Source organism: Microbacterium sp. K36 (assembly GCF_004794355.1).
GTDB classification, from domain to species: Bacteria; Actinomycetota; Actinomycetes; order Actinomycetales; family Microbacteriaceae; genus Microbacterium; species Microbacterium paraoxydans_D.
Genome location: NZ_SSDN01000062.1, coordinates 65,642 through 86,572, shown reverse-complemented (window position 1 = coordinate 86,572; position 20,931 = coordinate 65,642). Strand labels below are relative to the sequence as shown.

At 70.2% G+C, this 20,931-nt stretch carries 19 protein-coding genes and 2 pseudogenes; 10 read left to right on the top strand and 11 right to left on the bottom strand.

What is annotated here, in order from left to right; translation table 11 throughout:
* Position 1 precedes the first annotated feature (1 nt).
* The 4 genes from sigK to DW296_RS06500 all read left to right on the top strand — a co-directional run bounded on the left by sigK (position 2) and on the right by DW296_RS06500 (position 3,087).
* On the top strand, positions 2 to 604 hold the full coding sequence (sigK, locus tag DW296_RS06515; RefSeq protein ID WP_177173817.1) for an ECF RNA polymerase sigma factor SigK: 603 nt from the start codon (positions 2 to 4) through the stop codon (positions 602 to 604).
* The gene (locus DW296_RS06510) at positions 601 to 1,377 is read left to right on the top strand and encodes an anti-sigma factor (protein ID WP_136051565.1); all 777 of its coding nucleotides are present in this window, start codon (positions 601 to 603) and stop codon (positions 1,375 to 1,377) included. The genes sigK and DW296_RS06510 overlap by 4 nt, the downstream gene beginning before the upstream one ends.
* Positions 1,378 to 1,406: 29 nt before the next feature.
* Positions 1,407 to 2,036 (top strand): DNA-directed RNA polymerase subunit beta, encoded by a 630-nt coding sequence (locus DW296_RS06505; protein ID WP_136051564.1) that lies wholly within the window; start codon positions 1,407 to 1,409, stop codon positions 2,034 to 2,036.
* Positions 2,037 to 2,202: 166 nt separating this feature from the next.
* Complete coding sequence (locus DW296_RS06500) at positions 2,203 to 3,087, top strand: aminodeoxychorismate lyase (RefSeq protein WP_136051563.1); 885 nt, start codon at positions 2,203 to 2,205, stop codon at positions 3,085 to 3,087.
* 117 nt (positions 3,088 to 3,204) lie between these two features.
* On the opposite strand, the gene DW296_RS06495 is transcribed toward DW296_RS06500, so the two are convergent.
* The 8 genes and pseudogenes from DW296_RS06495 to DW296_RS06460 all read right to left on the bottom strand — a co-directional run bounded on the left by DW296_RS06495 (position 3,205) and on the right by DW296_RS06460 (position 12,478).
* Positions 3,205 to 4,017 carry a hypothetical protein gene (locus DW296_RS06495; protein WP_136051562.1) on the bottom strand — a complete coding sequence of 271 codons (813 nt, stop codon included), beginning with the start codon at positions 4,015 to 4,017 and terminating at the stop codon, positions 3,205 to 3,207.
* A 266-nt stretch (positions 4,018 to 4,283) separates the two neighbouring features.
* On the bottom strand, positions 4,284 to 5,063 hold the full coding sequence (gene pstB / locus DW296_RS06490; RefSeq protein WP_025104291.1) for a phosphate ABC transporter ATP-binding protein PstB: 780 nt from the start codon (positions 5,061 to 5,063) through the stop codon (positions 4,284 to 4,286).
* A 28-nt stretch (positions 5,064 to 5,091) separates the two neighbouring features.
* Positions 5,092 to 6,189, bottom strand: a complete 1,098-nt coding sequence (pstA, locus tag DW296_RS06485) for a phosphate ABC transporter permease PstA (protein WP_136051561.1) — start codon at positions 6,187 to 6,189, stop codon at positions 5,092 to 5,094.
* 1 nt (position 6,190) lies between these two features.
* Entirely contained in the window at positions 6,191 to 7,174 is a 984-nt protein-coding gene (gene pstC / locus DW296_RS06480; protein WP_071328849.1) for a phosphate ABC transporter permease subunit PstC, read from the bottom strand.
* A gap of 107 nt (positions 7,175 to 7,281) precedes the next feature.
* A pseudogene (locus DW296_RS06475) lies at positions 7,282 to 8,384 on the bottom strand (phosphate ABC transporter substrate-binding protein PstS).
* A 213-nt stretch (positions 8,385 to 8,597) separates the two neighbouring features.
* A complete protein-coding gene (locus tag DW296_RS06470) occupies positions 8,598 to 9,584 on the bottom strand; it encodes an NUDIX hydrolase (protein WP_136051560.1) in 987 nt (328 codons plus the stop codon).
* The gene (locus DW296_RS06465) at positions 9,581 to 11,749 is read right to left on the bottom strand and encodes an RNA degradosome polyphosphate kinase (protein ID WP_136051559.1); all 2,169 of its coding nucleotides are present in this window, start codon (positions 11,747 to 11,749) and stop codon (positions 9,581 to 9,583) included. The genes DW296_RS06470 and DW296_RS06465 overlap by 4 nt, the downstream gene beginning before the upstream one ends.
* A gap of 45 nt (positions 11,750 to 11,794) precedes the next feature.
* Positions 11,795 to 12,478, bottom strand: a complete 684-nt coding sequence (locus DW296_RS06460) for a winged helix-turn-helix transcriptional regulator (protein WP_025104297.1) — start codon at positions 12,476 to 12,478, stop codon at positions 11,795 to 11,797.
* Positions 12,479 to 12,552: 74 nt separating this feature from the next.
* On the opposite strand from DW296_RS06460, the gene DW296_RS06455 reads away from it, so the two are divergent.
* The 3 genes from DW296_RS06455 (at position 12,553) to ygfZ (ending at position 14,721) form a co-directional block, all read left to right on the top strand.
* The gene (locus tag DW296_RS06455; protein ID WP_168428992.1) at positions 12,553 to 12,843 is read left to right on the top strand and encodes a hypothetical protein; all 291 of its coding nucleotides are present in this window, start codon (positions 12,553 to 12,555) and stop codon (positions 12,841 to 12,843) included.
* A gap of 147 nt (positions 12,844 to 12,990) precedes the next feature.
* Positions 12,991 to 13,593, top strand: coding sequence for an FABP family protein (locus DW296_RS06450; protein ID WP_136051557.1), 603 nt, complete (start codon positions 12,991 to 12,993; stop codon positions 13,591 to 13,593).
* Positions 13,594 to 13,605: 12 nt separating this feature from the next.
* Entirely contained in the window at positions 13,606 to 14,721 is a 1,116-nt protein-coding gene (gene ygfZ / locus DW296_RS06445) for a CAF17-like 4Fe-4S cluster assembly/insertion protein YgfZ (RefSeq protein ID WP_136051556.1), read from the top strand.
* A 12-nt stretch (positions 14,722 to 14,733) separates the two neighbouring features.
* Here ygfZ and DW296_RS06440 read toward each other — a convergent pair whose 3' ends face one another.
* Together DW296_RS06440 and DW296_RS06435 are read right to left on the bottom strand one after the other, a co-directional pair.
* Positions 14,734 to 16,251 carry an amino acid permease gene (locus DW296_RS06440; RefSeq protein WP_136051555.1) on the bottom strand — a complete coding sequence of 506 codons (1,518 nt, stop codon included), beginning with the start codon at positions 16,249 to 16,251 and terminating at the stop codon, positions 14,734 to 14,736.
* A 140-nt stretch (positions 16,252 to 16,391) separates the two neighbouring features.
* Positions 16,392 to 17,213 (bottom strand): class I SAM-dependent methyltransferase, encoded by an 822-nt coding sequence (locus tag DW296_RS06435; RefSeq protein ID WP_136051554.1) that lies wholly within the window; start codon positions 17,211 to 17,213, stop codon positions 16,392 to 16,394.
* Between the two features lie 59 nt (positions 17,214 to 17,272).
* Between DW296_RS06435 and DW296_RS06430 the strand changes: the two genes are divergently transcribed.
* On the top strand, positions 17,273 to 18,022 hold the full coding sequence (locus DW296_RS06430) for a phosphoglyceromutase (RefSeq protein ID WP_136051553.1): 750 nt from the start codon (positions 17,273 to 17,275) through the stop codon (positions 18,020 to 18,022).
* 79 nt (positions 18,023 to 18,101) lie between these two features.
* Here the strand turns inward: DW296_RS06430 and phoU are convergent, their stop codons facing one another.
* The gene (phoU, locus tag DW296_RS06425) at positions 18,102 to 18,800 is read right to left on the bottom strand and encodes a phosphate signaling complex protein PhoU (protein ID WP_025104304.1); all 699 of its coding nucleotides are present in this window, start codon (positions 18,798 to 18,800) and stop codon (positions 18,102 to 18,104) included.
* Between the two features lie 214 nt (positions 18,801 to 19,014).
* Here phoU and DW296_RS06420 point away from each other — a divergent pair.
* Positions 19,015 to 20,239 (top strand): annotated as a pseudogene (locus DW296_RS06420) (sensor histidine kinase).
* Entirely contained in the window at positions 20,236 to 20,919 is a 684-nt protein-coding gene (locus tag DW296_RS06415) for a response regulator transcription factor (protein WP_060921932.1), read from the top strand. The pseudogene DW296_RS06420 and the gene DW296_RS06415 overlap by 4 nt, the downstream one beginning before the upstream one ends.
* Positions 20,920 to 20,931 lie beyond the last annotated feature (12 nt).

Here is a 20,931-nt window from a genome sequence, read left to right as displayed (position 1 = left end):
CATGCTTATGGAGATGGTCATCGATGGGATGGACGTCCCCGAGGACGGGGCGGCGCCGCAGGATGCTGTCGCCGACCTCCTCGTCCGCGTCGCCTCCGGTGATCAGGCTGCCTTCGCGGCGCTGTACGACTCCCTCTCCTCCCGTGTCTTCGGTCTCATCCTCCGCGTGCTCGTGAACCGCGCGCAGAGCGAGGAAGTGCTCCAGGAGGTCTTCCTCGAGATCTGGCAATCCGCTTCCCGGTTCGCTCCGAACAAGGGACAGGGACGAACCTGGGTGATGACCATCGCGCATCGCCGGGCCGTGGATCGGGTGCGGGCTTCGCAGTCGAGTGCGGACCGGGACGTGCGCGCGGGCTTCAAGGACCTCGGCGTCGCGCACGACAGCGTGGCGGAACGGGTCGAGCTGGGGATCGAAGGAGAGCGGGTCGTCGCGGCGCTGACCGGGCTTCCGGAGGCGCAGCGGGAGGCGCTCGTCCTCGCCTACTACGGCGGTTACAGTCAGAACGAGATCGCGGCGCTCGTGGGAGCGCCACTCGGAACGATCAAGACACGGATGAGAGACGGGCTGACCCGGCTCCGCACGGCGATGGGGGTGACGGCATGAACGAGAAGGACTTCGCAGAACTCGCGGCAGGTGCCGCGCTCCACGCGCTGTCGGCGGAAGACGAGCGCCGGTACCGCCGTGCCCTCGCCGAGCACCCGGAGTGGGCGGCGCAGGACGACACCGACACTGAGACGGCCGCTCTCCTCGCGGACGGCGCGACTCCGGTCGCCCCACCCGCCGGCATCCGTGCGGCTCTGCTCGCGCAGATCGCCCAGACTTCGCAGAGCGATGCCCCCGAGCCCGCCTCCGCCTCCGAGCCCGAAGGACCCGCGGACGAGAGCCCTGCCTCCGGCGCCGCCTCTCCCGGTCCGGCTCGCCGCTGGACCCGGCTCGCGTTCGCGCTCGCCGCGTGCCTCGCGCTCTTGGTGGGCGTCGGCATCGGAGCGGTCGCCCTGAACGACCAGCTGAACCGCCCGGCGAGCGTCGTCGCGCTGCAGGAGATCGAATCCGCGGGCGACGCGCAGAAGGCGACGGTCGAGCTCGACGACGGTGCGACGGCGACGGCGCACTGGTCGGGCTCGGTCGGCAAGGCCGTGCTCGTCACGGACGGGCTGCCCGAGGTGGCCGATGGGAAGACCTACGAGCTGTGGTTCGTCCGCGGCGAAGACCCCATCGCCGCGGGTGTGTTCGACGTCGACGGCGGGGAGGCCACCGCGCTCCTCGAGGGCGAGATGCAGGCCGGCGACGCCATCGCGGTGACGGTCGAGCAGGAGGGCGGATCGCCGTCCGGCCTCCCCACGACCGACCCGGTGATCGTCATCCCGACGGCCTGAGCGTCCGAGGCGGGGCGTACCCTGGAGGGATGCCCGAGCAGCACCATCGCCCCGTGCGCCGTCCGACGAGCGCCTTCGACAACATCGTCGGCGCCCATGATCCCGCCGAGGAGACGCGCGTCGCACACGCCACCGCCTCCGCACTGCTGACCCGCGTGCGGGAGGACGAGAGCGGGGCGAGCGTCGAGCGGCTGATCGCCTTCACGAGCGAGCACGGCATCGACGAGATCGCGGAGCTGTGGTCCAAGGCGCCGTCGCGCACCCTCCCCGGGTCGCTGTGGCGGCTGTACGTGCTCCAGCTCGCGATCCACGGCGATCCGCGCACCGCGGCCCTGCTCTACGACCGGGGACGGGTCGAGCTGCCGTCGGCCGACGCCGTGGTCGCCGGGGCGCCGGTGCCGGCGAGCCCGGACGAGCTCGTGGCGCTCATCGACACGATCCTGCGCGGCGCCTTCCGCGGCGACTTCGCCGTGGCGCTGGAGCGCGCGGCGGCGTTCTGCCGCGTCCAGGCCTCGGGGGCGACGCACACCGCCGACGACTACGAGCCCACGGAGCCCACCCGGGCCAGCGAGCTCACCACGCGGGCGCTGCGGCTGAGCAGCTATGCCCAGGACCTCGCGGCGTCGGCGGCCCTGTGGCGCACCGGCGCCCTGGCCTGAGTCCGAGAGGGACAGCGTCCGGACAGAGAAAGACCGGGCCGCAAGAACGCCTCTCGGCGGAAGGCCGCTCGCAGCGGCGAAAATTGGAGCCCGGGGTTATGCGGCCCGGCCACTCCAGTGTAACGCGAGGACGCGGTGGGTATTCCCGGCGGCCTAGGCTCGTGACATGACCCGTCGCTTCGCCCTCATGATCGATCCCGTCGCCGCCGACGAGCAGCGTGCCGACTACGCCGACACGTTCACTCAGGTGGACGCCGCGGCCCCCGCCCTCAGCGTCGGGGAGCTGAGCACGCAACGGGGCGACGGCGTGTTCGAGTCCATCGGCGTCGTCGACGGACATGCGCAGGAGGTCGTCCCGCATCTGGAACGCCTTGCGCACTCGGCGCGACTCTGCGACCTCCCGGTGCCGAACCAGGAGCAGTGGCGGCAGGCGATCCAGCAGGCCGCCGCACAGCTCGGGGCGGGGGAGTCGGTCATCAAGCTGATCCTCAGCCGCGGCGTCGAGCACGGGCCGACGCCCACCGCGTGGGTCACCGCGGCTCCGGCGGCGGACTTCGCCGCGGTACGGCGGAACGGCGTCAAGGTCGTGACCCTCGACCGCGGATACGACCTCGGCGCCGCGGAACGGGCACCCTGGCTGCTGCTCGGAGCCAAGACGCTGTCCTACGCCGTGAACATGGCGGCCTTGCGCGAGGCCAAGCGCCGCGGAGCCGACGACGCGATCTTCCTGTCGAGCGACGGCTTCGTGCTGGAGGCTCCGACGGCCTCGCTCATCCTGCGCTTCGGCGACAGTTTCACGACGCCGGCCCCGAACGGCGGGATCCTGCACGGCACCACGCAGCTCAGCGTCTACGACCACCTCCTCGCGCGCGGCTTCGAGGTCGGCTACGACCGCATCCCCGCCGCCGATCTGACGCGGGCCGACGCCGCATGGCTCGTGTCGAGCGTCCGTCTCGCCACCGCCATCACCGCGATCGACGGCACGCCGGTCCCCGTCGACACCGCCCTCACAGACGACCTCAACGCCTACCTCCTCTCCCCGCGCGACTGAGTCCTCGGGTCCCCGGGCACGACTTCGGAGATGCCGGACGACACGCCCTGGCCCGGCCCCGACACCGGCGTGTCGTCGATGATCTCCGAAGCCGTGCACGGCACAGGGCCGGCGGGGTCAGGGGCGGCGGCGCATGGTCTCGACGATGGCGCGCTCGACGAGGGGCCAGTCGTGGAGGACCATCGCGTAGTCGAAGCGGAGAGTGGGGTGGCCCCAGCCGGCGGCGGTCGCATCGCGGACCAGATCGCGGTGCCGGAGAGAGCTCTCCTCGTGGTTGGCGCGTCCGTCCGTCTCGATGATGAGCCAGTCATCGATAAGGAGTTCCACCCGGCCCGTCCCGACCACGCCGACCTGTGTCCGCACGCGCCACCCGTGGCGTCGGACCCTCAGCCGCACCAAGGATTCCAGCCCGCTGTCGGCGTCGGCCCGCGAGAAGGCGATGAGGTCGCGGCCCTCGGGCCCGAGCCGGTCACCGAGACGGCGCAGCCCGACCGCGTCGATGAGTCCGAGCCGCCGGGCGGACTCCAGAGCGACGAAGAACGCCTCCGCCCCGCGGCAGCCGTAGATTTGCCGGAGTACGAGGGGCACCCCCGGCTGCTCGAAGGCACTGCCGGACGTCGCAGCATCCCAGTGCGTCACGCAGTCGCAGTCCTCGTGCGGATACTGATGGCGGTCGTGGTGCATCCAGACGTGCAGAGCCGGCTCGTCGAGCCCCCAGATCCCGAGGTGCCGCGCCGCGGACTCGCAGCCGAGGACTCCGCCGTGAGCAGCAGCGGTCATGACCTCCACGCACGCGGCGGCCGTCGCGTAGACCCCGCGCCGCACCTTGACGAGGGTGCCGCCGCGCACCTGACGCTCGATCTGCCGTCGTCCGTGCCGGGCGCGGAGCGCGGCATACGTCCACACCTGCGTCCCTCGCCCCGTGCACATCCCGCCATCATTCGCGCAGCCTCGGTCTCTCCGCCCGGTCTCGACCTCAGAGTCCGCCCTCTGTGGACGATCCTCCTCACTGCCCCGTCGGTGCAGGACTTACGACCCGTGCACGGCTTCGGAGACCGAAGGGGACGCGCCGCGGCCCTGGGGCGGGTGCCGGCGTGTCGCACGGCATATCCGAAGTTGTGCCCGGGGAGAGACGGAGTGACGAGAACGGGCCCGGACGCGAGGCGTCCGGGCCCGAAGACCGAAGAGAGTGCAGGTCAGCCGAAGCGGCCGGAGACGTAGTCCTCGGTCGCCTGCACCGACGGGGTGGTGAAGATACTCGTGGTGTCGTCGTACTCGATGAGCTTGCCGGGCTTGCCGGTGCCGGCGATGTTGAAGAACGCGGTCTTGTCCGAGACCCGGCTCGCCTGCTGCATGTTGTGCGTCACGATCACGATCGTGAACTCGTTCTTGAGCTCGCCGATCAGCTCCTCGATGGCGTAGGTCGAGATGGGGTCGAGGGCGGAGCACGGCTCGTCCATCAGCAGCACTTCCGGGGAGACGGCGATCGCGCGGGCGATGCAGAGACGCTGCTGCTGGCCACCCGAGAGCCCGGAGCCCGGACGGTCGAGGCGGTCCTTGACCTCATTCCACAGGTTCGCACCGGTGAGGGACTTCTCGACGAGGTCGTCCTGTTCGCTCTTCGACATCCGCTTGTTGTTGAGCTTCACACCCGCGAGAACGTTCTCCTTGATCGACATCGTGGGGAACGGGTTCGGCCGCTGGAACACCATGCCGACCTGGCGACGCACGAGCACCGGGTCGACGCCGGCGCCGTAGAGGTCCTTGCCGTCGAGCAGCACCTCACCCTCCACGCGGGCACCGGGGATGACCTCGTGCATGCGGTTGAGGGTGCGGAGGAAGGTGGACTTGCCGCAGCCCGACGGGCCGATGAAGGCCGTGACGCTGCGCGGCTGGATGTCGAGGGAGACGCCTTCGACCGCGAGGAAGTTGCCGTAGTAGACGTTGAGGTCGTTGACTTCGATGCTCTTGGACACGTGGATTCCTATTCTGAGTGGTCGGGCCTCAGCGGCCGTTGACCTTCGGGGCGAACAGCTTCGCGATCAGGCGGGCGAGCAGGTTCAGCACCATGACGATGAGGATGAGGGTGAGAGCTGCGGCCCAGGCGCGCGCGACGGCGGCGTCCGGGTTCGTGCCCTGGTTCATGTACTGGTTGTAGGCGAACACCGGGAGGGTCATCATCTGACCGTCGAAGATGTTCGTGTTGAGGCTCTGCGTGAAACCGGCGGTGAGCAGCAGCGGGGCGGTCTCGCCGATCACACGGGAGATGGCGAGCATGACCGAGGTCATGATGCCGGCGATCGAGGTGGGCAGGACGACCTTGAGGATCGTGAGCCACTTCGGCACGCCCAGAGCGTAGGAGGCCTCGCGCAGCTCGTTCGGGACGATCCGGAGCAGCTCCTCGCTACCTCGGACGACGACCGGCGTCATCAGCACGGCGAGGGCGAGAGCGCCCATGAAGCCCATCGAGATGCCGGGACGGATCAGGAGGGCGAACACCGCGTAGATGAACAGACCCGCGACGATCGAGGGGATGCCCGTCATCACGTCGACGAAGAATGTGATGGCCTTGGCGATCTTGCCGCGGCCGTACTCGACGAGGTAGATCGAGGTCATCAGACCGACCGGCACCGAGATAATGGTGGCCGTCAGCGTGATGAGGACCGTGCCCCAGATGGCGTGCACGATACCGCCGCCGTCGCCGACGACGTTGCGCATCGAGTACGTGAAGAACTCGGCGTCGAACCGTTCGACGCCGTTCGCCACCACGGTCCACAGCAGGGAGATCAGCGGCAGCAGGGCGATGAGGAAGGCCGTGGCGACGAGGGCCGTCATCAGGCGGTCGACGGCCTTGCGACGGCTCTCGGCGATGGACGAGATCACCGTGATGATCACCATGTAGAGCAGGATGCCGACGATGACGGTGCCCGCGATGTTGAAATCGGCGAGCGGGGTGTCGGAGCCGGCAGCGGCGACGCCGAACACTGCGGCGGAGACGACGAACGAGACGCCGAGGAGGGCCCAGGGCGCCCATTTCGGCAGGCGGCCTGAGGTGAGCGCGGTGGTGCTCGCGGCGGGCGGAGCGCTGGTGAGGGCGGTCATGTCAGTTCGCTCCCGAGAACTCGGCGCGGCGGGCGACGATCCAGCGCGCCAGCGCGTTGACCGCGAAGGTCACGACGAAGAGGATGAGGCCGGTCGCGATCAGCGTGTTCACGCCGGTGCCGTGCGCCTCCGGGAAGGCGAGCGCGATGTTCGCGGGGATCGGCGTGGGGTTGGTGGCGGTGAGCACGAGGAAGCTGACGACCGCCGACGGGGAGAGCACCATCGTCACCGCCATCGTCTCGCCGAGCGCGCGGCCGAGGGCCAGCATCGCCGCCGACACCATGCCGCCGCGCGCGAAGGGGAGCACGGCCATGCGGACCATCTCCCAGCGCGTGGAGCCGAGGGCGAGGGCCGCCTCCTCGTGGAGCTTCGGGGTCTGCAGGAAGACCTCGCGGCAGATGGCGGTCATGATCGGGATGCACATCACGGCGAGGACGAGGGCGGCGGTGAGGATGGTCTTGCCCGTCGCGGAGACCTGACCGCCGAAGAACGGCACCCACGAGGCGTTCTCGTTGAGCCACACGTAGATCGGCTGGAGCATGGGGGCGAGCACGAGGCCGCCCCAGAGTCCGAACACCACGGAGGGCACCGCGGCGAGCAGATCGATGATGTAGCCGAGGAACGACGCGAGCCGGCGGTGGGCGTAGTGCGAGATGAAGAGCGCGATGCCGATGGCGATCGGGGCGGCGATCAGCAGGGCGATGAAGGAGGCCCAGAGGGTGCCGAAGACGAGCGGCCACACGTACACCCAGAACGACTCGCCCCGGAGGATGTGGTTGTCGGTGGTGTCGAGCTGGAAAGCCGGCAGGCTCTGGATGATGAGGAAGGCCGCGACGAGCGCCAGCACGACCAGGATGATGATGCCGGCCGCCAGCGCGGTACCGGAGAAGACCCGGTCGCCGAGGCGCTGCTTGGCCTTGATCGGTGTGGGCGGCGCCGGTGTCGGTGCCGGTGCCGTTGTCGGCTCCTGCGCGGTCGTGCTCATGATCTCCCTGTTTTCGGGCCGGGTGGAGATGGATCGGGTGCTGACCTGGCGGAGCCCCCGCGCCCGCTCGGGGACGCGGGGGCACCGTCGTCAGTGGATCGGCAGGATCAGCCGACCTGGATGAGGTCGATCGCGGCCTGGACCTGCTCGCGCAGGCCGTCCGAGATCGGGGCGCTGCCGGCGTTCTCGGCAGCCGCGTCCTGGCCCTCGGCGCTCGCGATGTACGTGAAGTACTCCTTCACGAGCTCCGCGACGTTGCTGTCCTCGTACTGCTCGCAGCCGATGAGGTAGCTGACCAGCGCGATCGGGTAGGCGCCGTCCGCGGCGGCGGCCGGGTCGACGTCGAAGACGAGGTCGCCCTCGCCGCGGCCCTCGGCGAGCGGCGAGCCCTCGACGAGCTTCGCCGCGGCCTCGGCCGAGTAGGAGACGAAGTCCTCGCCGACGCCCACGGCCACCTGGCCGAGGCCGTCCGCCTGGGAGGCGTCGAGGAAGCCGATCGCACCGTTGCCGGCGGTGAGGGCCTGCTTCACGCCCGAGGTGCCCTGAGCGGCCTCGCCACCCTGGATCGGCCACTCGTCGGAGACCTCGTAGGTCCAGACGTCGGGAGCCGTCGCGCTGAGGTACTTGGCGAAGGTCTCCTGCGTGCCGGAGGGGTCGGAGCGGTGCACCGGCGAGATCGCCAGGTCGGGGAGCTCGACGCCGTCGTTCAGGGCGGCGATGGCCTCGTCGTTCCAGTTGGTGATCGTGCCGGCGAAGATGCCCGCGATCGTGGCGGCGTCGAGGTTCAGCGTGTCGAGCCCTCGAGGTTGAAGGCGACGGCGACGGGAGAGATGTAGAGGGGGACCTCGACGATGTCGTCGGTGGTGCAGGCGCCGAAGCCGCCGGCGGCGAGCTCCTCGTCGTTGAACGCGCGGTCCGAGCCGATGAAGTTGCTGCCGCCCTCGAGGAAGTTCTCGCGGCCGGTGCCGGAGCCGGTGGGCTCGTAGTTGACCGTCACGTCGGGGTGGGCGGTCTGGAAGGCGGCGACCCAGGCCTCCTGGGCTGCGGTCTGCGAGGAGGCGCCGGTCGCGTCGATCGTGCCGGAGAGCGTGGACTCCGAGGGCTCTTCGCTGGAGCCGCCGGCTCCGCCTTCGTTCGCGGCACAGCCGGCGAGGGCGAGAGCGGCGACGGCGCCGATGGCGCCGATTCGTGCGATTCGGGAGATCTTCACTGTGGATCCTTCGATCTTGGAGGGGTGGGGCCCGGTGCAGGGCACACAGTGACGCTAGGGGCGACGGTTAACGAGACTCTCCCGCGCAGGTGAACGGCAGGTGAACGACCGGCGACTCTCTGGAGCCGGCCCCTGTCACCGCGCGCCCTTTCGAATCGCCCACTTTGCGCCATTTCCGGCCCAGATGCAGCGAAGTGCGCGACTCGAACGTGGTCAGACCTTCGGCGCGTGGGTCTCGATCGAGATGATGCCGGAGCCGGGGTTGGTCGCCGAGACGTGCACCACGGAGAACGCGCCGGTCTCCAGATCGGCGGCGCTGCCGACGTACGAGCCGTGCACGGTGCCGGTCGCGAGGGCGATCTCCGAGAGGAGCGCAGGCAGGACGGGGCCGTGGCTGCAGAGCACGGCGGGCTTGCCGGCGCGGATGCGGCGGCCGACGACGGAGCGGAGGTCGGCGACGCCGTCCTCCCAGGCGTCCTGGCTGATCTTCTCGGTGAGTACCGGCTTGCGGTCCAGGGCCTTGGCGAGCGGCGTGACGGTCTGCACGCAGCGCACCGCGTCGCTGGTGACGATCTTGCGCACCCCGAACGCGCGGAGCGGCCCGACGATGGCCTTGGCCTGACGCTTCCCGCGGTCGGAGAGCGGCCGCGCGGCGTCCGCCTTGTCCCACTCCGAGCGGGGCAGGGCCTTCGCGTGCCGCAGTGCGATCACCGGGAAGGTCCGCAGCACGCCGTCGTCCACCAGCGCCGCGAACGCATCCAGGATCTCCAGATCCACGGGGTAGCTCAGCGCGGCACGGGCCTTCTTCACGCTGACCCACTCGAGGGCGGCGATCTCGCGGTTGGGCACGAAGGTCGAGGCGCGGATCGCGGCGTCCGTCGCCTCGGCCGCCCAGTAGTGGACGACCTTCTGCTTGCGGGACGCGAGGTGGTAGCGGCTGATCCCGACCGGTACGCCGAGCGCCACCCGGATGCCGGTCTCCTCGTGCACCTCGCGCACGGCGGTCTCCGCGAGCATCTCGCCCGGGTCGACCTTCCCCTTCGGCAGGGTGACGTCGCGGTACTTCGTGCGGTGGATGAGCAGGATCCGCAGCTTGCCGTCGACCAGACGCCACACGACGGCACCGGCCGCGTACACGGCCTTGTCCGCCCACTTCGCCTCGGCCGCGGACGGCGGGAGCTGGACCTGCCGCGCCGTCATCGAACCGCCCGCGCCCGACGACGTCGCTGGATCATCCCCATGGTCTTATCCTGCAGGTCGACGAGCGGCTTGCCGTCGGCGTCCACGGCGTGGCGCTCCCAGACGCCGTCGCGGCCGAGGTGCCACGATGAGGTCCGGTCATCCATCGCCAGGTCGAAGAAGGCGGTGAGCTCCTTGAGATGCGCGGGATCCGTGACGCGGACCAGGGCCTCGACGCGGCGGTCGAGGTTGCGGTGCATCATGTCGGCGCTGCCGATGTACACCTGGGGGTCGCCGTCGTTCTCGAACGTGAAGATGCGGGAGTGCTCGAGGTAGCGGCCGAGGATGCTGCGGACCGTGATGTTGTCGCTGATCCCGTCGAGATCGGTCCGCAGGCTGCAGATGCCGCGCACCCACACGTCGACCTTCACCCCCGCGGCACTCGCGCGATAGAGCGCGTCGATGATCTCCTCGTCGACCATCGAGTTGACCTTGATGCGGATGTGCGCCGGCTTGCCCGCTTCGGCGATCCGACGTTCGGCGTCGATCAGCCGGACGAGACCCTTGCGGAGGTGCAGCGGCGCGACGAGGAGGCGCTTGAACTTCTTCTCGATGGCGTAGCCGCTGAGCTCGTTGAACAGCCGGGTGAGGTCCTTGCCCACCTGGGCGTCGGCGGTGAACAGTCCGAAGTCCTCATAGATGCGGCTGGTCTTCGGGTTGTAGTTGCCCGTGCCGACGTGCGAGTAGTGCTGGAGCCTGCCGTCCTCCTCGCGGATGACGAGGGCGAGCTTGCAGTGGGTCTTGAGCCCGACGAGGCCGTACACCACGTGCACGCCGGCCTTCTCCAGCTTGCGCGCCCACACGATGTTGTTGGCCTCGTCGAATCGCGCCTTCACCTCGACGAGGGCGAGCACCTGCTTGCCGGCCTCGGCCGCGTCGATGAGCGCCTGCACGATGGGACTGTCACCGGAGGTCCGGTACAGCGTCTGCTTGATGGCGAGCACGTGCGGGTCGCGGGCGGCCTGCTCGAGGAACGCCTGCACGCTCGTGGTGAACGACTCGTACGGGTGGTGCACGAGGACGTCGGACTTGCGGATCGCCTTGAAGATATCGGCTCGGTTGCTCGACCCCGCGGGCTGGAAGGCGACGGCGGTGGTGGGCAGGTGCGGCGGATACCGCAGGTCCGGACGGTCGATCCGCGACAGGTCGAACAGTCCGCGGAGGTCGAGCGGTCCAGGCAGGCGGTAGACCTCGAGGTCGGTGATGTCGAGTTCCCGGACCAGCAGGTCCATGGTGACATCGTCCATGTCGTCGGTGATCTCGAGCCGGATGGGCGGACCGAACCGACGACGCAGCAGCTCGGCCTCGAGCGCCTGGATGAGGTTCTCGCTCTCGTCCTCCTCGATCTCCACATCCTCGTTGCGGGTGAGGCGGAACGCGTGGTGGTCCAGCACCTCCATGCCGGGGAAGAGGTCGCCGAGGTGGTTGGCGATGAGTTCCTCCAGCCGCAGGAAACGCTTGATCTCCCCGCCGCCCGGGACCTCGACGAAGCGGGGGAGCATGGGCGGCACTTTGAGGCGCGCGAACTCCTGGCGGCCGGTCCTCGCGTTGCGGATGCGGATGGCGAGGTTCAGGGAGAGTCCGGAGATGTAGGGGAACGGATGCGCCGGGTCGACCGCCAGCGGCATCAGCACCGGGAAGACCTGCGCTCCGAAGTAGTCCGACAGTGCCCTGCGCTCGTCGTCGGTGAGGTCCGACCACTCCGTGATCTCGATGCCGGAATCGGCGAGAGCCGGACGGACGAGCTTCGTCCAGGCGTCCGCGTGGCGGAGCTGGAGCGCGTGCGCCTCCCGCGAGATGTCGGCGAGGGCGTCGACGGGCGAGCGCCCGATGTTGGTCGGCACGGCGAGACCGGTCATGATGCGCCGCTTGAGACCGGCCACGCGCACCATGAAGAACTCGTCGAGGTTGCTGGCGAAGATCGCCAGGAAATTCGCCCGCTCCAGCTCGGGCAGCGTCGGATCCTCCGCGAGTTCGAGCACCCGCTGGTTGAACGCGAGCCAGCTCAGCTCGCGGTCCAGGTAGCGATGGTCGGGGAGCTGCGAGTCCGGCGCCTCGACGGCGTCGTCGAAGTCGTCGTCTTCGGCGTCACCGAGTCCGGCGTCGGCGAGTGCGGGATCGATCATGGGGTACATCTAAGCACCGGCAGGTGTCGGGCGTGTGAACGGCGGTCAGCGCGAGCCGACCAGGCTGTCGTCCTCGTAGACGTTGAAGCGGTACCCGACGTTGCGCACGGTGCCGATGATCTGCTCCTGATCGCCGAGCTTGGCGCGCAGCCGTCGCACGTGCACGTCGACGGTCCTGGTGCCGCCGAAGTAGTCGTACCCCCACACCTCGCTGAGCAGCTGCTCGCGGGTGAACACCCGCGAGGGATGGGTGGCGAGGAAGTGCAGGAGCTGGAACTCCTTGTAGGTGAGATCCAGCGGTCGGCCGTGCAGCTTCGCCGAGTAGGACTGCTCGTCGATCGTGACGCCAGAGGCCTGCACCCGCGCCGGTTCCGCGACCTCGTCCCGCCGGGCGAGGGCGAGGCGCACGCGCGCGTCGATCTCCGCCGGGCCGGCCGTCGCCAGCAGGACGTCGTCGATGCCCCATTCGCCGGACAGGGCGCTCATGCCGCCCTCGGTCACGACCAGCAGGAGCGGCGCGTCCTGCCCGGTAGCCCGCAGCAGTCGGCACAGCGACTTCGCCCCGACGAGGTCGTGACGGCCGTCGACGATCACGATGTCGTACTCCGGGGCATTGATCAGCTGCGCCGGCTCCGCCGGGATCTGCCGCGTGCGATGGCTCAGCAGCTCGAGGGCGGGCAGCACCTGCTCCGAGAGCGGAGCATTGGTCAGAACCAGCACCAGGGCCACGCGCACTCCTCACCGGCGGGGGGATCGACGCCGTGCCGCCATGATAGCGGCCACCGATGCGCAAGAATGGAGACATGTCAGAACCGGCACTCGCGCCCCGCAACGCCTTCACCGGCGTCATCGCCGTCTGGGCGACCGCGTTCGTCGGCAGCATCGTCATCGGGATCTTCGCTCCCGAGGAGTGGCGCATCCCCTGGATGCTGGTGGGCTTCGGGGCGGTCGTGCTCCTGTCCTTCGCCGTGCAGCTCTGGTACGGCCGCACGCAGGGCTTCATCTTCCGCGTCGCGAGCAGTGTGACCGGTTCGTTGCTGCTGATGGGGATCATCTCGGTCGGCTTCGGCCTGGCCGCCCTCATCCCCTCCTGACCCGGATCGCCGGGGGTAAGGTGGAGGTCATGGACATCATGGCGCTCGAAATCTTCTTCATCGGCCTGCTCGGCCTGGCGAGCCTCGCGATCGTTTTCGTGTCGGCCGTGGTGCTGCGCAACCTCTTCCGCGGCCAGCGCTGACGACATGATCGAACTCCCCACCGACCTTCCCGCCGACCTCGCCCCGCTGGCGTGGCTGATCGGCGTGTGGGAGGGGTCCGGGGTGATCGACTACCCGGTCGGCGAGGAGCGTCTGCAGGGCGAGTTCACGCATCGCGTCAGCTTCAGCCACGATGGCGGACCGTTCCTGAACTACGCGGCCACGGCGACCTTCGTCGGTGACGAGGGTGCGCCCGCCGTCCCGCTGACCGCCGAGTCCGGTTTCTGGCGGCTGGCGCGTCCGGCCGCGGCGACCGACGCGGGACCGGCGCTGCTGCCGCCGACGGCGACGCCCGTCACCCGCACGGTCGATGACGTGGAGGCTCTGCGGTCCGCCAACGGCGCGTTCCCGCTCGAGGTGTCGCTGGCGCGCTCGGACGGCATGCTCGAGTACTACCTCGGCGAGATCAACGGACCCCGGGTCGACCTCACGTCGGACGCGATCGTGCGCGGTGCGGGCGCCAAGGACTACGGCTCCGCCTCGCGGATGTACGGACTCGTCGACGGGCACCTGCTCTGGGCGTGGGACATCGCCGCCCTCGGCACACCTCTGCGGGCGCACGCCTCGGCGCGGCTCGCCCGCGTCTGAACGGAGCACACCGTGAGCAGCAGCGTCTTCGACGGCGTCCCCGGCGCGACCGCGGGGGAGCGCGGCATCGCCCACTTCGGCGACCCGTTCCGCGAGCAGCGCCGTCTCGCGGCCGGAACGGCGATCGCGCCCCTCGACGACCGCGCGGTCATCGAGGTCTCGGGCCCCGAACGCCTTCCCTGGCTCGACTCCATCACGTCGCAGGCGGTGGGTCGACTGCAGGCGGGGGAGAGCACCGAGCTCCTCGTCCTCGATCCGCAGGGGCGCGTCGAGCACGCCGCGGGCGTCCTCGACGACGGCACCTCGACCTGGCTCCTGGCGGACGCGGATGACGCGGAGGGGCTCGCGACCTGGCTGACGCGGATGAAGTTCCGCACCCAGGCCACGGTCGAGCTGCGCCCCGACCTCGCGCTGCTCGGATTCGTCGACGGCGGACCCGCGGCCGAGCGCGTGCGCGGCCTGGAGGATGCGCGGATCTGGGTCGACCCGTGGCAGCACGTCGCCGTCGGTGGCCATCAGTACGCGGATGTGGCCGCGCACCCCGGAGCTGACCTCGCCTGGCGGATCGGAATCGTGCCGGAGACGGCGGCGCGCGTGCTCACCGCGGAGTTCGATCGGGAGGATGCCGCCGGTCTCCTCGCCGCCGAAGCGCTGCGCATCGCCGCCTGGCGTCCGCGGTGGGCGGCCGAGGTGGATGAGCGGTCGCTGCCGCACGAGTCGGACTGGCTCCGCAGCGCCGTGCACCTGAACAAGGGCTGCTACCGCGGGCAGGAGACCGTCGCGAAGGTGCATAACCTTGGCCATCCGCCGCGACGGCTCGCCCTGCTCCAGCTCGACGGCAGCGACGCCGTGCTGCCGGAACCCGGAGCCCCCGTGTTCGCGGGTGATGACGAGGTCGGGCACATCACCTCGTCCGCGCGGCATCACGAGGATGGGCCGATCGCCCTCGCCCTCCTGTCCCGCCGCGCTCCCGTCGGCGACCTCGTCGTCCGGGCCGAGGGGATCGACATCGCCGCGTCCCAGCAGATCATCGTCCCGGCCGATGCCGGCGCCACCGCGGACATCCCGCGGTTGACGCGGCTGTCCCGCCGCCCGACGGCGCCCGATCCTCGCGACACCGGCGCCTGAGTCGCACGTCCGTCAGACCTCGACTCCCGGTCCGGCCGTCGAGCGCTTCCCGGCGAGTTCCGCGATCCGTCCCCGGGCCAGGAACCAGCCGCCGATGAGCGCAGGGATCAGCACGCCGAGGCTGGCGACCGTCCAGGTGCCCGTCGGATAGTCGAAGGCCATGAGCACGACGACGGACCCGAGGAACGCGAGCGTCAGGTACGAGGTGTAGGGCGCGCCGAAGAGGCGGAACGACGGTCGTTCGACGAGTCCGCGTCGCGACAGCCGGTACAGCCGGAGCTGGCACAGGATGATGGTCGCCCAGGCCGCGATGATCCCCAGCGCGGACATGTTGAGCACGATCTCGAAGGCCTGTCCCGGAACCACCGCGTTCAGCAGGACACCGGCGAGGGCGAACACGGCGGTGACGAGGATGCCCACGACGGGCACACCGCGACGGCTCATCCGGCCGGTCGCGCGTGGTGCGGCACCGGAGGCCGCGAGCGAGCGGAAGACCCGCCCCGTCGAGTACAGGCCGGCGTTCAGCCCCGAGACCGCGGCGGTGATCACGATGAAGTTCATGGCGCTGCCGGCCACCGCCCCCACATTCGGCCCTCCCACGTGCGAGAAGAACGTCACGAACGGGCTCTCCCCGGCCCGGTACACCGTGTACGGGAGCAGGAGGGCGAGCAGCAGCACCGACCCGACGTAGAACACGGCGATGCGCAGGATCACCGAGTTGACGGCCCGGGGCATCACCTTCTCCGGGTTCTCCGTCTCGCCCGCGGCGGTGCCGACCAGCTCGATGGAGGCGTAGGCGAAGACGACCCCCTGCATCACGATCACGGCGGGGAGCACCCCTTCCGGCGCGAAGCCTCCGTGGGCGGCGAGCATCGCGACTCCCGTCGGTCCCTGGTCCGTCTGCCAGCCGGCCGCGAGGAACACCACGCCGATCACGAGGAAGAGGGCGAGCGCGGCGACCTTCACGAGCGCGAACCAGAACTCCATCTCGCCGAACAGCCGGACCGAGACGAGGTTGAGGCCGACGACGACAACCAGGGCGATCAGCGCGAGCAGCCACTGGGGGACGACGCGGAACGCCGACCAGTAGTGGACGTAGAGTGCCACGGCGGTGGAGTCGACGATCGCCGTCATGCCCCAGTTCAGCAGGTACAGCCAGCCGGCGGCGAAGGCCAGCTTCTCGCCGTAGAACTCCCGCGCGTACGAGATGAACGATCCGGAGGAGGGGCGGTGGATGACGAGCTCTCCGAGGGCGCGGAGGATGAAGAAGGCGAACACCCCGCACACCAGGTAGGAGACGGCCAGCAGGGGTCCTGCGGCGTTCAGGCGTCCGCCCGCCCCCATGAACAGCCCGGTCCCGATCGCGCCGCCGAGGGCGATCATCTGCAGGTGCCGCGCCTTCAAGGCCGTCCGGTAGCCGGACTGCTCGTGGGCGAAGTCCTGCGCCGACGTCAGGACGTCGCCGAGTCGTTCGCGTTCGTTCTCCTGCGCCTCCGCGGATCCTTCCGCCTTCGCGTTCTCGGTCGTCATCGCCTCTCCTGCCCTGGGAACGCATGGCGATCGAGTCGGCGCACGCGTCGGTACGGCCCGCCGCGTACGACGCTAGCGGTGCGCAGGCCCGTGGTGAGGTGCGCACCGGAATACAGCAGGGCCGCCGGGGCGACGTACCGTCAGGCCGGTGCCACGGCGCTCCACGGCAGGGTGAGCTCGCCCAGCCGCCACCGGCTCCGCCCGCCCTGCACAGGCCAGCCCTGGTCACGCAACGCGGCCACCGCGGCAAGGAAGCGCTGCGTGGCTCCGAACGTCGACAGGGGAGCGGCGCGCTCCCACTCCCGGTCCAGATCGACCAGCAGTGCGTGGATGCGCTCGCCGGGGACGTTGCGGTGGATGAGTGCCTTGGGCAGCCGCTCCGCCACGATGCTCGGGACCTCGAGCTCACGAAGCCGGAGGGACACCGTGAAGCGGACCGGAGTGCCCAGGGGATCCACGTCCACCCAGCTCGCGACGCGTCCGATCTCGTCGCACGTCCCCTCCACGAGCAGCCCGTCCGGAGCGAGCCGGCCGGTCATCGTGCGCCACGCGCCCCCGACTTCGGCCTCGTCGTACTGCCGCAAGACGTTCATCGCCCGGATGACGGCGGGCCGGCGACCGCCCGGGAGCGGCACCTCGAACCCGCCGCGAGCGAAGGAGACGCGGAGATCGGCAGGGAAGGGCGTGCGGCCGGCCTGGACCTCGACGAGCTGCTGCTCCGCGGTGGCCACCCGGTCCGGGTCGAGCTCCAGGCCGCGCACCTCCGCATCCGGCCGCACGCGTCGCAGTCGGGCGGCCAGCTCGAACGCGGTGACCCCGCTCGCTCCGAAGCCGAGGTCGACGACGAGGGGGTCGGCCGCGCGTCGGAAGGCGGGGGAGGCGGCGATCCACCGGTCGTTCCGACGCAGCCGGTTCGTCCCTGTCGTGCCGCGGGTCGGCCGACCGAGGGGAGATGACGCCATGCGTCCATCCTCCCTCCTCCGCCGCTGTGCCCGCTCCGCGCCCCGGATAAACTGACGACATGACTGCGAAGCGCACCCTGATCCTGCTCCGCCACGGCCAGAGCGAGTGGAACGAACTGAACCTCTTCACCGGCTGGGTGGATGTCCGCCTGACCGCGCAGGGCAAGGGCGAGGCCCGTCGCGGCGGTGAGCTGCTCGCCGAGTCCGGCATCCTGCCCGACGTGCTGCACACGTCCCTGCTGAGCCGGGCGATCCAGACCGCCGACATCGCGCTGGATGCCGCCGACCGGCTGTGGATCCCGGTGAAGCGCTCGTGGCGGCTCAACGAGCGCCACTACGGGGCGCTGCAGGGCAAGGACAAGGCGCAGACGCTCGAGGAGTTCGGCCCGGAGCAGTTCCAGCTGTGGCGCCGCTCGTTCGACGTGCCGCCGCCCCCGCTGGACGACGCGAGCGAGTTCAGCCAGGTCGGTGACGCCCGCTACGAGGGCATCGACGGCGAGGCGCCGCGCACGGAGTCGCTGAAGCTCGTCATCGACCGCCTTCTGCCCTACTGGGACGCGGAGATCGTTCCCGACCTCGAAGCCGGCAAGACCGTGCTCGTGACGGCGCACGGCAACTCGCTGCGGGGCCTCGTCAAGCACCTCGAGGGCATCAGCGACGACGACATCGCCGGCCTGAACATCCCGACCGGCATTCCGCTGGTGTACGAGCTCGACGAGAACAACGCGCCGACCGGTCCCGGCCGGTACCTCGACCCGGAGGCCGCCGCCGCCGGTGCCGCGGCCGTGGCCGCCCAGGGCAAGAAGTAACCGAGACCCCGGTTTCACGTCGAGACCCCCTGCCGCAGGCGACTGCAGCAGGGGGTCTCGGCGATGAGGCGGGGTCTCGTCAGGCGTGGCCGAGCTGCTCCTGCTGCTCCACCGCGAGGGCGATGTCCTCCTCCTCGACGTGCCAGTCGCCCGTCGCGAGGTAGACGACCTTCTTGGCGACGGCGACCGCGTGGTCCGCGAAGCGCTCGTGGTACCGGCTGGCGAGCGTCGCATCGACCGTGGCGACGGCCTCGCCCTTCCAGTTGTCGCTGAGCACCTTCTCGAAGACGCTGGCGTGCAGCTCATCGACGTCGTCATCGGCGTTGCGGATGGCATCCGCGAACTTCAGGTCCTGGGTGCGGAGGAGCTCCGTGAGCGTGCGGGAGATCTCCACGTCGAGCTCGCCCATCTTCACGAACGTGCCCTTGAGTCCCTTCGGGATCGCGCGCTCCGGGAACCGCAGGCGGGCGAGCTGGGCGATGTGCTCGGACATGTCGCCCATCCGCTCCAGGGACGCGCTGACGCGGAGTGCGGTGACGACGATGCGGAGGTCGCGCGCGACCGGCTGCTGGCGGGCGAGGATCTCGATGGCCTGCTCGTCCAGCGCCACCGCGAGCTCGTCGATCTTGGCGTCGTCGGCGATGACCTCCTCGGCCAGGGCGACGTCGCTCGTGGCGAAGGCGCGGGTGGCTTTGTCGATGGAGACCGTGACGAGCTCGGCGATCTCGACGAGGCGGGACTGCAGGTCCTCGAGGGACTGGTGGAAGACTTCGCGCATGGTGGGCGCAACCTTTCGTTCGGATCCGGCTGACGGTCCAGCGCGGGGCGGCGGGGCGTCCGCAGGGGTGAGGACTGCGCGCGCGCAGGCCTGAAGCGATTGTCTGCTCCGAAGGTTAACGAACGGTGCCCGGCGAGTGAATAGTACGTCTCCGCTCCCCGGGATGGCGCGGAAACCCGCCGGATCGACGGTGAACGCGCTCTACGCTGGAGTCATGACCCTGCCGCAGCTCGCGCTGTCCTCCCTCGCCATCGGGTTGGCGATCGGGGTGGGCCTCTCGCTCCTCGTCGTCTGGGCGTATCGGGCGCGGGCGCGGGCGGAGGAGGAGACGTCGATGACGATCCCGACCGGGATCACCGACGTGCTGCGCAGCATGGACGACGCCGCGTGCGTCGTCGATGTCTCCGGGCTGGTGCTCGCCACGTCGAAGGCCGCCGCGCGGTTCGGGATCGAGGTCGGATCGACGCTCGAGAACCCGGAGCTCCGGCAGCTCGTGCGGGGCGTCCGCTCGACGGGGGGAGACCGCGACCGAGTCCCTGCGGATCACCCGCGGCGGTCTCAGCCTCGACCCCCGCCTGGTGTCGGCCAGGGCGAGCGCGATCGGCACGCGCCTCGTGCTCCTCATCATCCGCGACGTGACCGAGCAGGAGCGCCTGGACCAGATGCGCCGGGACTTCGTGGCCAACACGAGTCACGAGCTCAAGACGCCCGTCGGGGCCGTGAGCCTGCTCGCCGAGGCCATCGAGTCCGCCGCCGACGACCCCGCCCAGGTGCGGGCATTCGCGTCCCGGATCTCGGCGGAGGCGGGCCGCCTCGGTCAGCTCACCGGACGCATCATGAGTCTGTCCCGGCTGCAGGCGGAGGACGGGCTGACCGAGGTCGCCCCCGTCTCGATCGACGAGGTCATCGCCTCCTCGATCGAAGCCCACGTCGTGCAGGCCGACTCCGCGGGTGTCGAGCTCGCCCGTGGCGGCGACCGCGGCGTGTGGGTCCGCGGCGACGCGCAGATCCTCATCGAGGCCGTCGGCAACCTCATCGCCAACGCCATCGTCTACTCGCCCCGCGGCTCCCGGGTCGGTGTCGGCGTGAAGGCCGACGACGACGTCGTGGAGATCGCCGTCTCCGACCAGGGCATCGGGATCGCCGAGGCCGACCGCGAGCGCATCTTCGAGCGGTTCTATCGCGCGGATGAGGCCCGCTCCCGGCGCACCGGCGGCACGGGTCTCGGACTGTCCATCGTCAAGCACGCCACCCAGCGGCACGGGGGAGAGGTGCGGCTGTGGTCGCGCCCCGGCCGCGGGTCCACGTTCACCATCCGTCTGCCCCGCATCGATGCTCCCGCGAACGCCGGACAGGGCAAGAAGAACAAGAAGAAGCGCACGCGCAAGGCCGCCCCCACGACCGGGGCGACGCGCGTCCGAAATGGAGAGACCGCATGACCCGCATCCTTCTCGTCGAAGACGAGCCCGACCTCGCCGACCCGCTCGCCTACCTGCTCCGCCGCGAGGGCTATGAGGTGGAGATCGCGGAGGACGGTCCGGGAGCGCTGACGGCCTTCCGGGAGCGCGGTGCCGACATCGTGCTGCTCGACCTCATGCTGCCCGGCATGCCGGGGACCGAGGTGTGCCGGCAGATCCGGTCCACGTCGGCCGTGCCCATCATCATGCTCACGGCGAAGGACTCCGAGGTCGACATCGTCGTGGGGCTCGAGCTCGGCGCGGACGACTACATCACCAAGCCCTACTCCTCGCGGGAGCTGCTCGCGCGGATGCGGGCGGTGCTGCGGCGGGTCGTGCAGGCCGAGGGCGAGCTCGACGAGCGGGTGCTGGAGGGCGGGCGCGTCTCGCTCGACATCGATCGGCACACGGTGGCTGTCGCCGGCGAGCAGATCAACATGCCGTTGAAGGAGTTCGAGCTCCTGGAGGTGCTGATGCGCAACTCGGGACGCGTGCTCACGCGGGGCCAGCTGATCGACCGCGTGTGGGGGAGCGACTACTTCGGCGACACCAAGACGCTCGACGTGCACATCAAGCGCATCCGTTCGCGGATCGAGGAGAACCCCAGCGAGCCGGTGATGCTCGTGACCGTCCGCGGCCTGGGGTATCGCTTCGAGGGCTGATGACAGACGCGA

What these genes read in the sequence shown, in the direction of transcription:
- sigK (WP_177173817.1), top strand. Translation starts at nt 2, where the DNA reads ATGCTTATGGAGATGGTCATCGATGGGATGGACGTCCCCGAGGACGGG.
- DW296_RS06510 (WP_136051565.1), top strand. Translation starts at nt 601, where the DNA reads ATGAACGAGAAGGACTTCGCAGAACTCGCGGCAGGTGCCGCGCTCCAC.
- DW296_RS06505 (WP_136051564.1), top strand. Translation starts at nt 1,407, where the DNA reads ATGCCCGAGCAGCACCATCGCCCCGTGCGCCGTCCGACGAGCGCCTTC.
- DW296_RS06500 (WP_136051563.1), top strand. Translation starts at nt 2,203, where the DNA reads ATGACCCGTCGCTTCGCCCTCATGATCGATCCCGTCGCCGCCGACGAG.
- DW296_RS06495 (WP_136051562.1), bottom strand. Translation starts at nt 4,017, where the DNA reads ATGTGCACGGGGCGAGGGACGCAGGTGTGGACGTATGCCGCGCTCCGC.
- pstA (WP_136051561.1), bottom strand. Translation starts at nt 6,189, where the DNA reads ATGACCGCCCTCACCAGCGCTCCGCCCGCCGCGAGCACCACCGCGCTC.
- pstC (WP_071328849.1), bottom strand. Translation starts at nt 7,174, where the DNA reads ATGAGCACGACCGCGCAGGAGCCGACAACGGCACCGGCACCGACACCG.
- DW296_RS06470 (WP_136051560.1), bottom strand. Translation starts at nt 9,584, where the DNA reads ATGACGGCGCGGCAGGTCCAGCTCCCGCCGTCCGCGGCCGAGGCGAAG.
- DW296_RS06465 (WP_136051559.1), bottom strand. Translation starts at nt 11,749, where the DNA reads ATGATCGATCCCGCACTCGCCGACGCCGGACTCGGTGACGCCGAAGAC.
- DW296_RS06455 (WP_168428992.1), top strand. Translation starts at nt 12,553, where the DNA reads ATGTCAGAACCGGCACTCGCGCCCCGCAACGCCTTCACCGGCGTCATC.
- DW296_RS06450 (WP_136051557.1), top strand. Translation starts at nt 12,991, where the DNA reads ATGATCGAACTCCCCACCGACCTTCCCGCCGACCTCGCCCCGCTGGCG.
- DW296_RS06440 (WP_136051555.1), bottom strand. Translation starts at nt 16,251, where the DNA reads ATGACGACCGAGAACGCGAAGGCGGAAGGATCCGCGGAGGCGCAGGAG.
- DW296_RS06435 (WP_136051554.1), bottom strand. Translation starts at nt 17,213, where the DNA reads ATGGCGTCATCTCCCCTCGGTCGGCCGACCCGCGGCACGACAGGGACG.
- DW296_RS06430 (WP_136051553.1), top strand. Translation starts at nt 17,273, where the DNA reads ATGACTGCGAAGCGCACCCTGATCCTGCTCCGCCACGGCCAGAGCGAG.
- phoU (WP_025104304.1), bottom strand. Translation starts at nt 18,800, where the DNA reads ATGCGCGAAGTCTTCCACCAGTCCCTCGAGGACCTGCAGTCCCGCCTC.
- DW296_RS06415 (WP_060921932.1), top strand. Translation starts at nt 20,236, where the DNA reads ATGACCCGCATCCTTCTCGTCGAAGACGAGCCCGACCTCGCCGACCCG.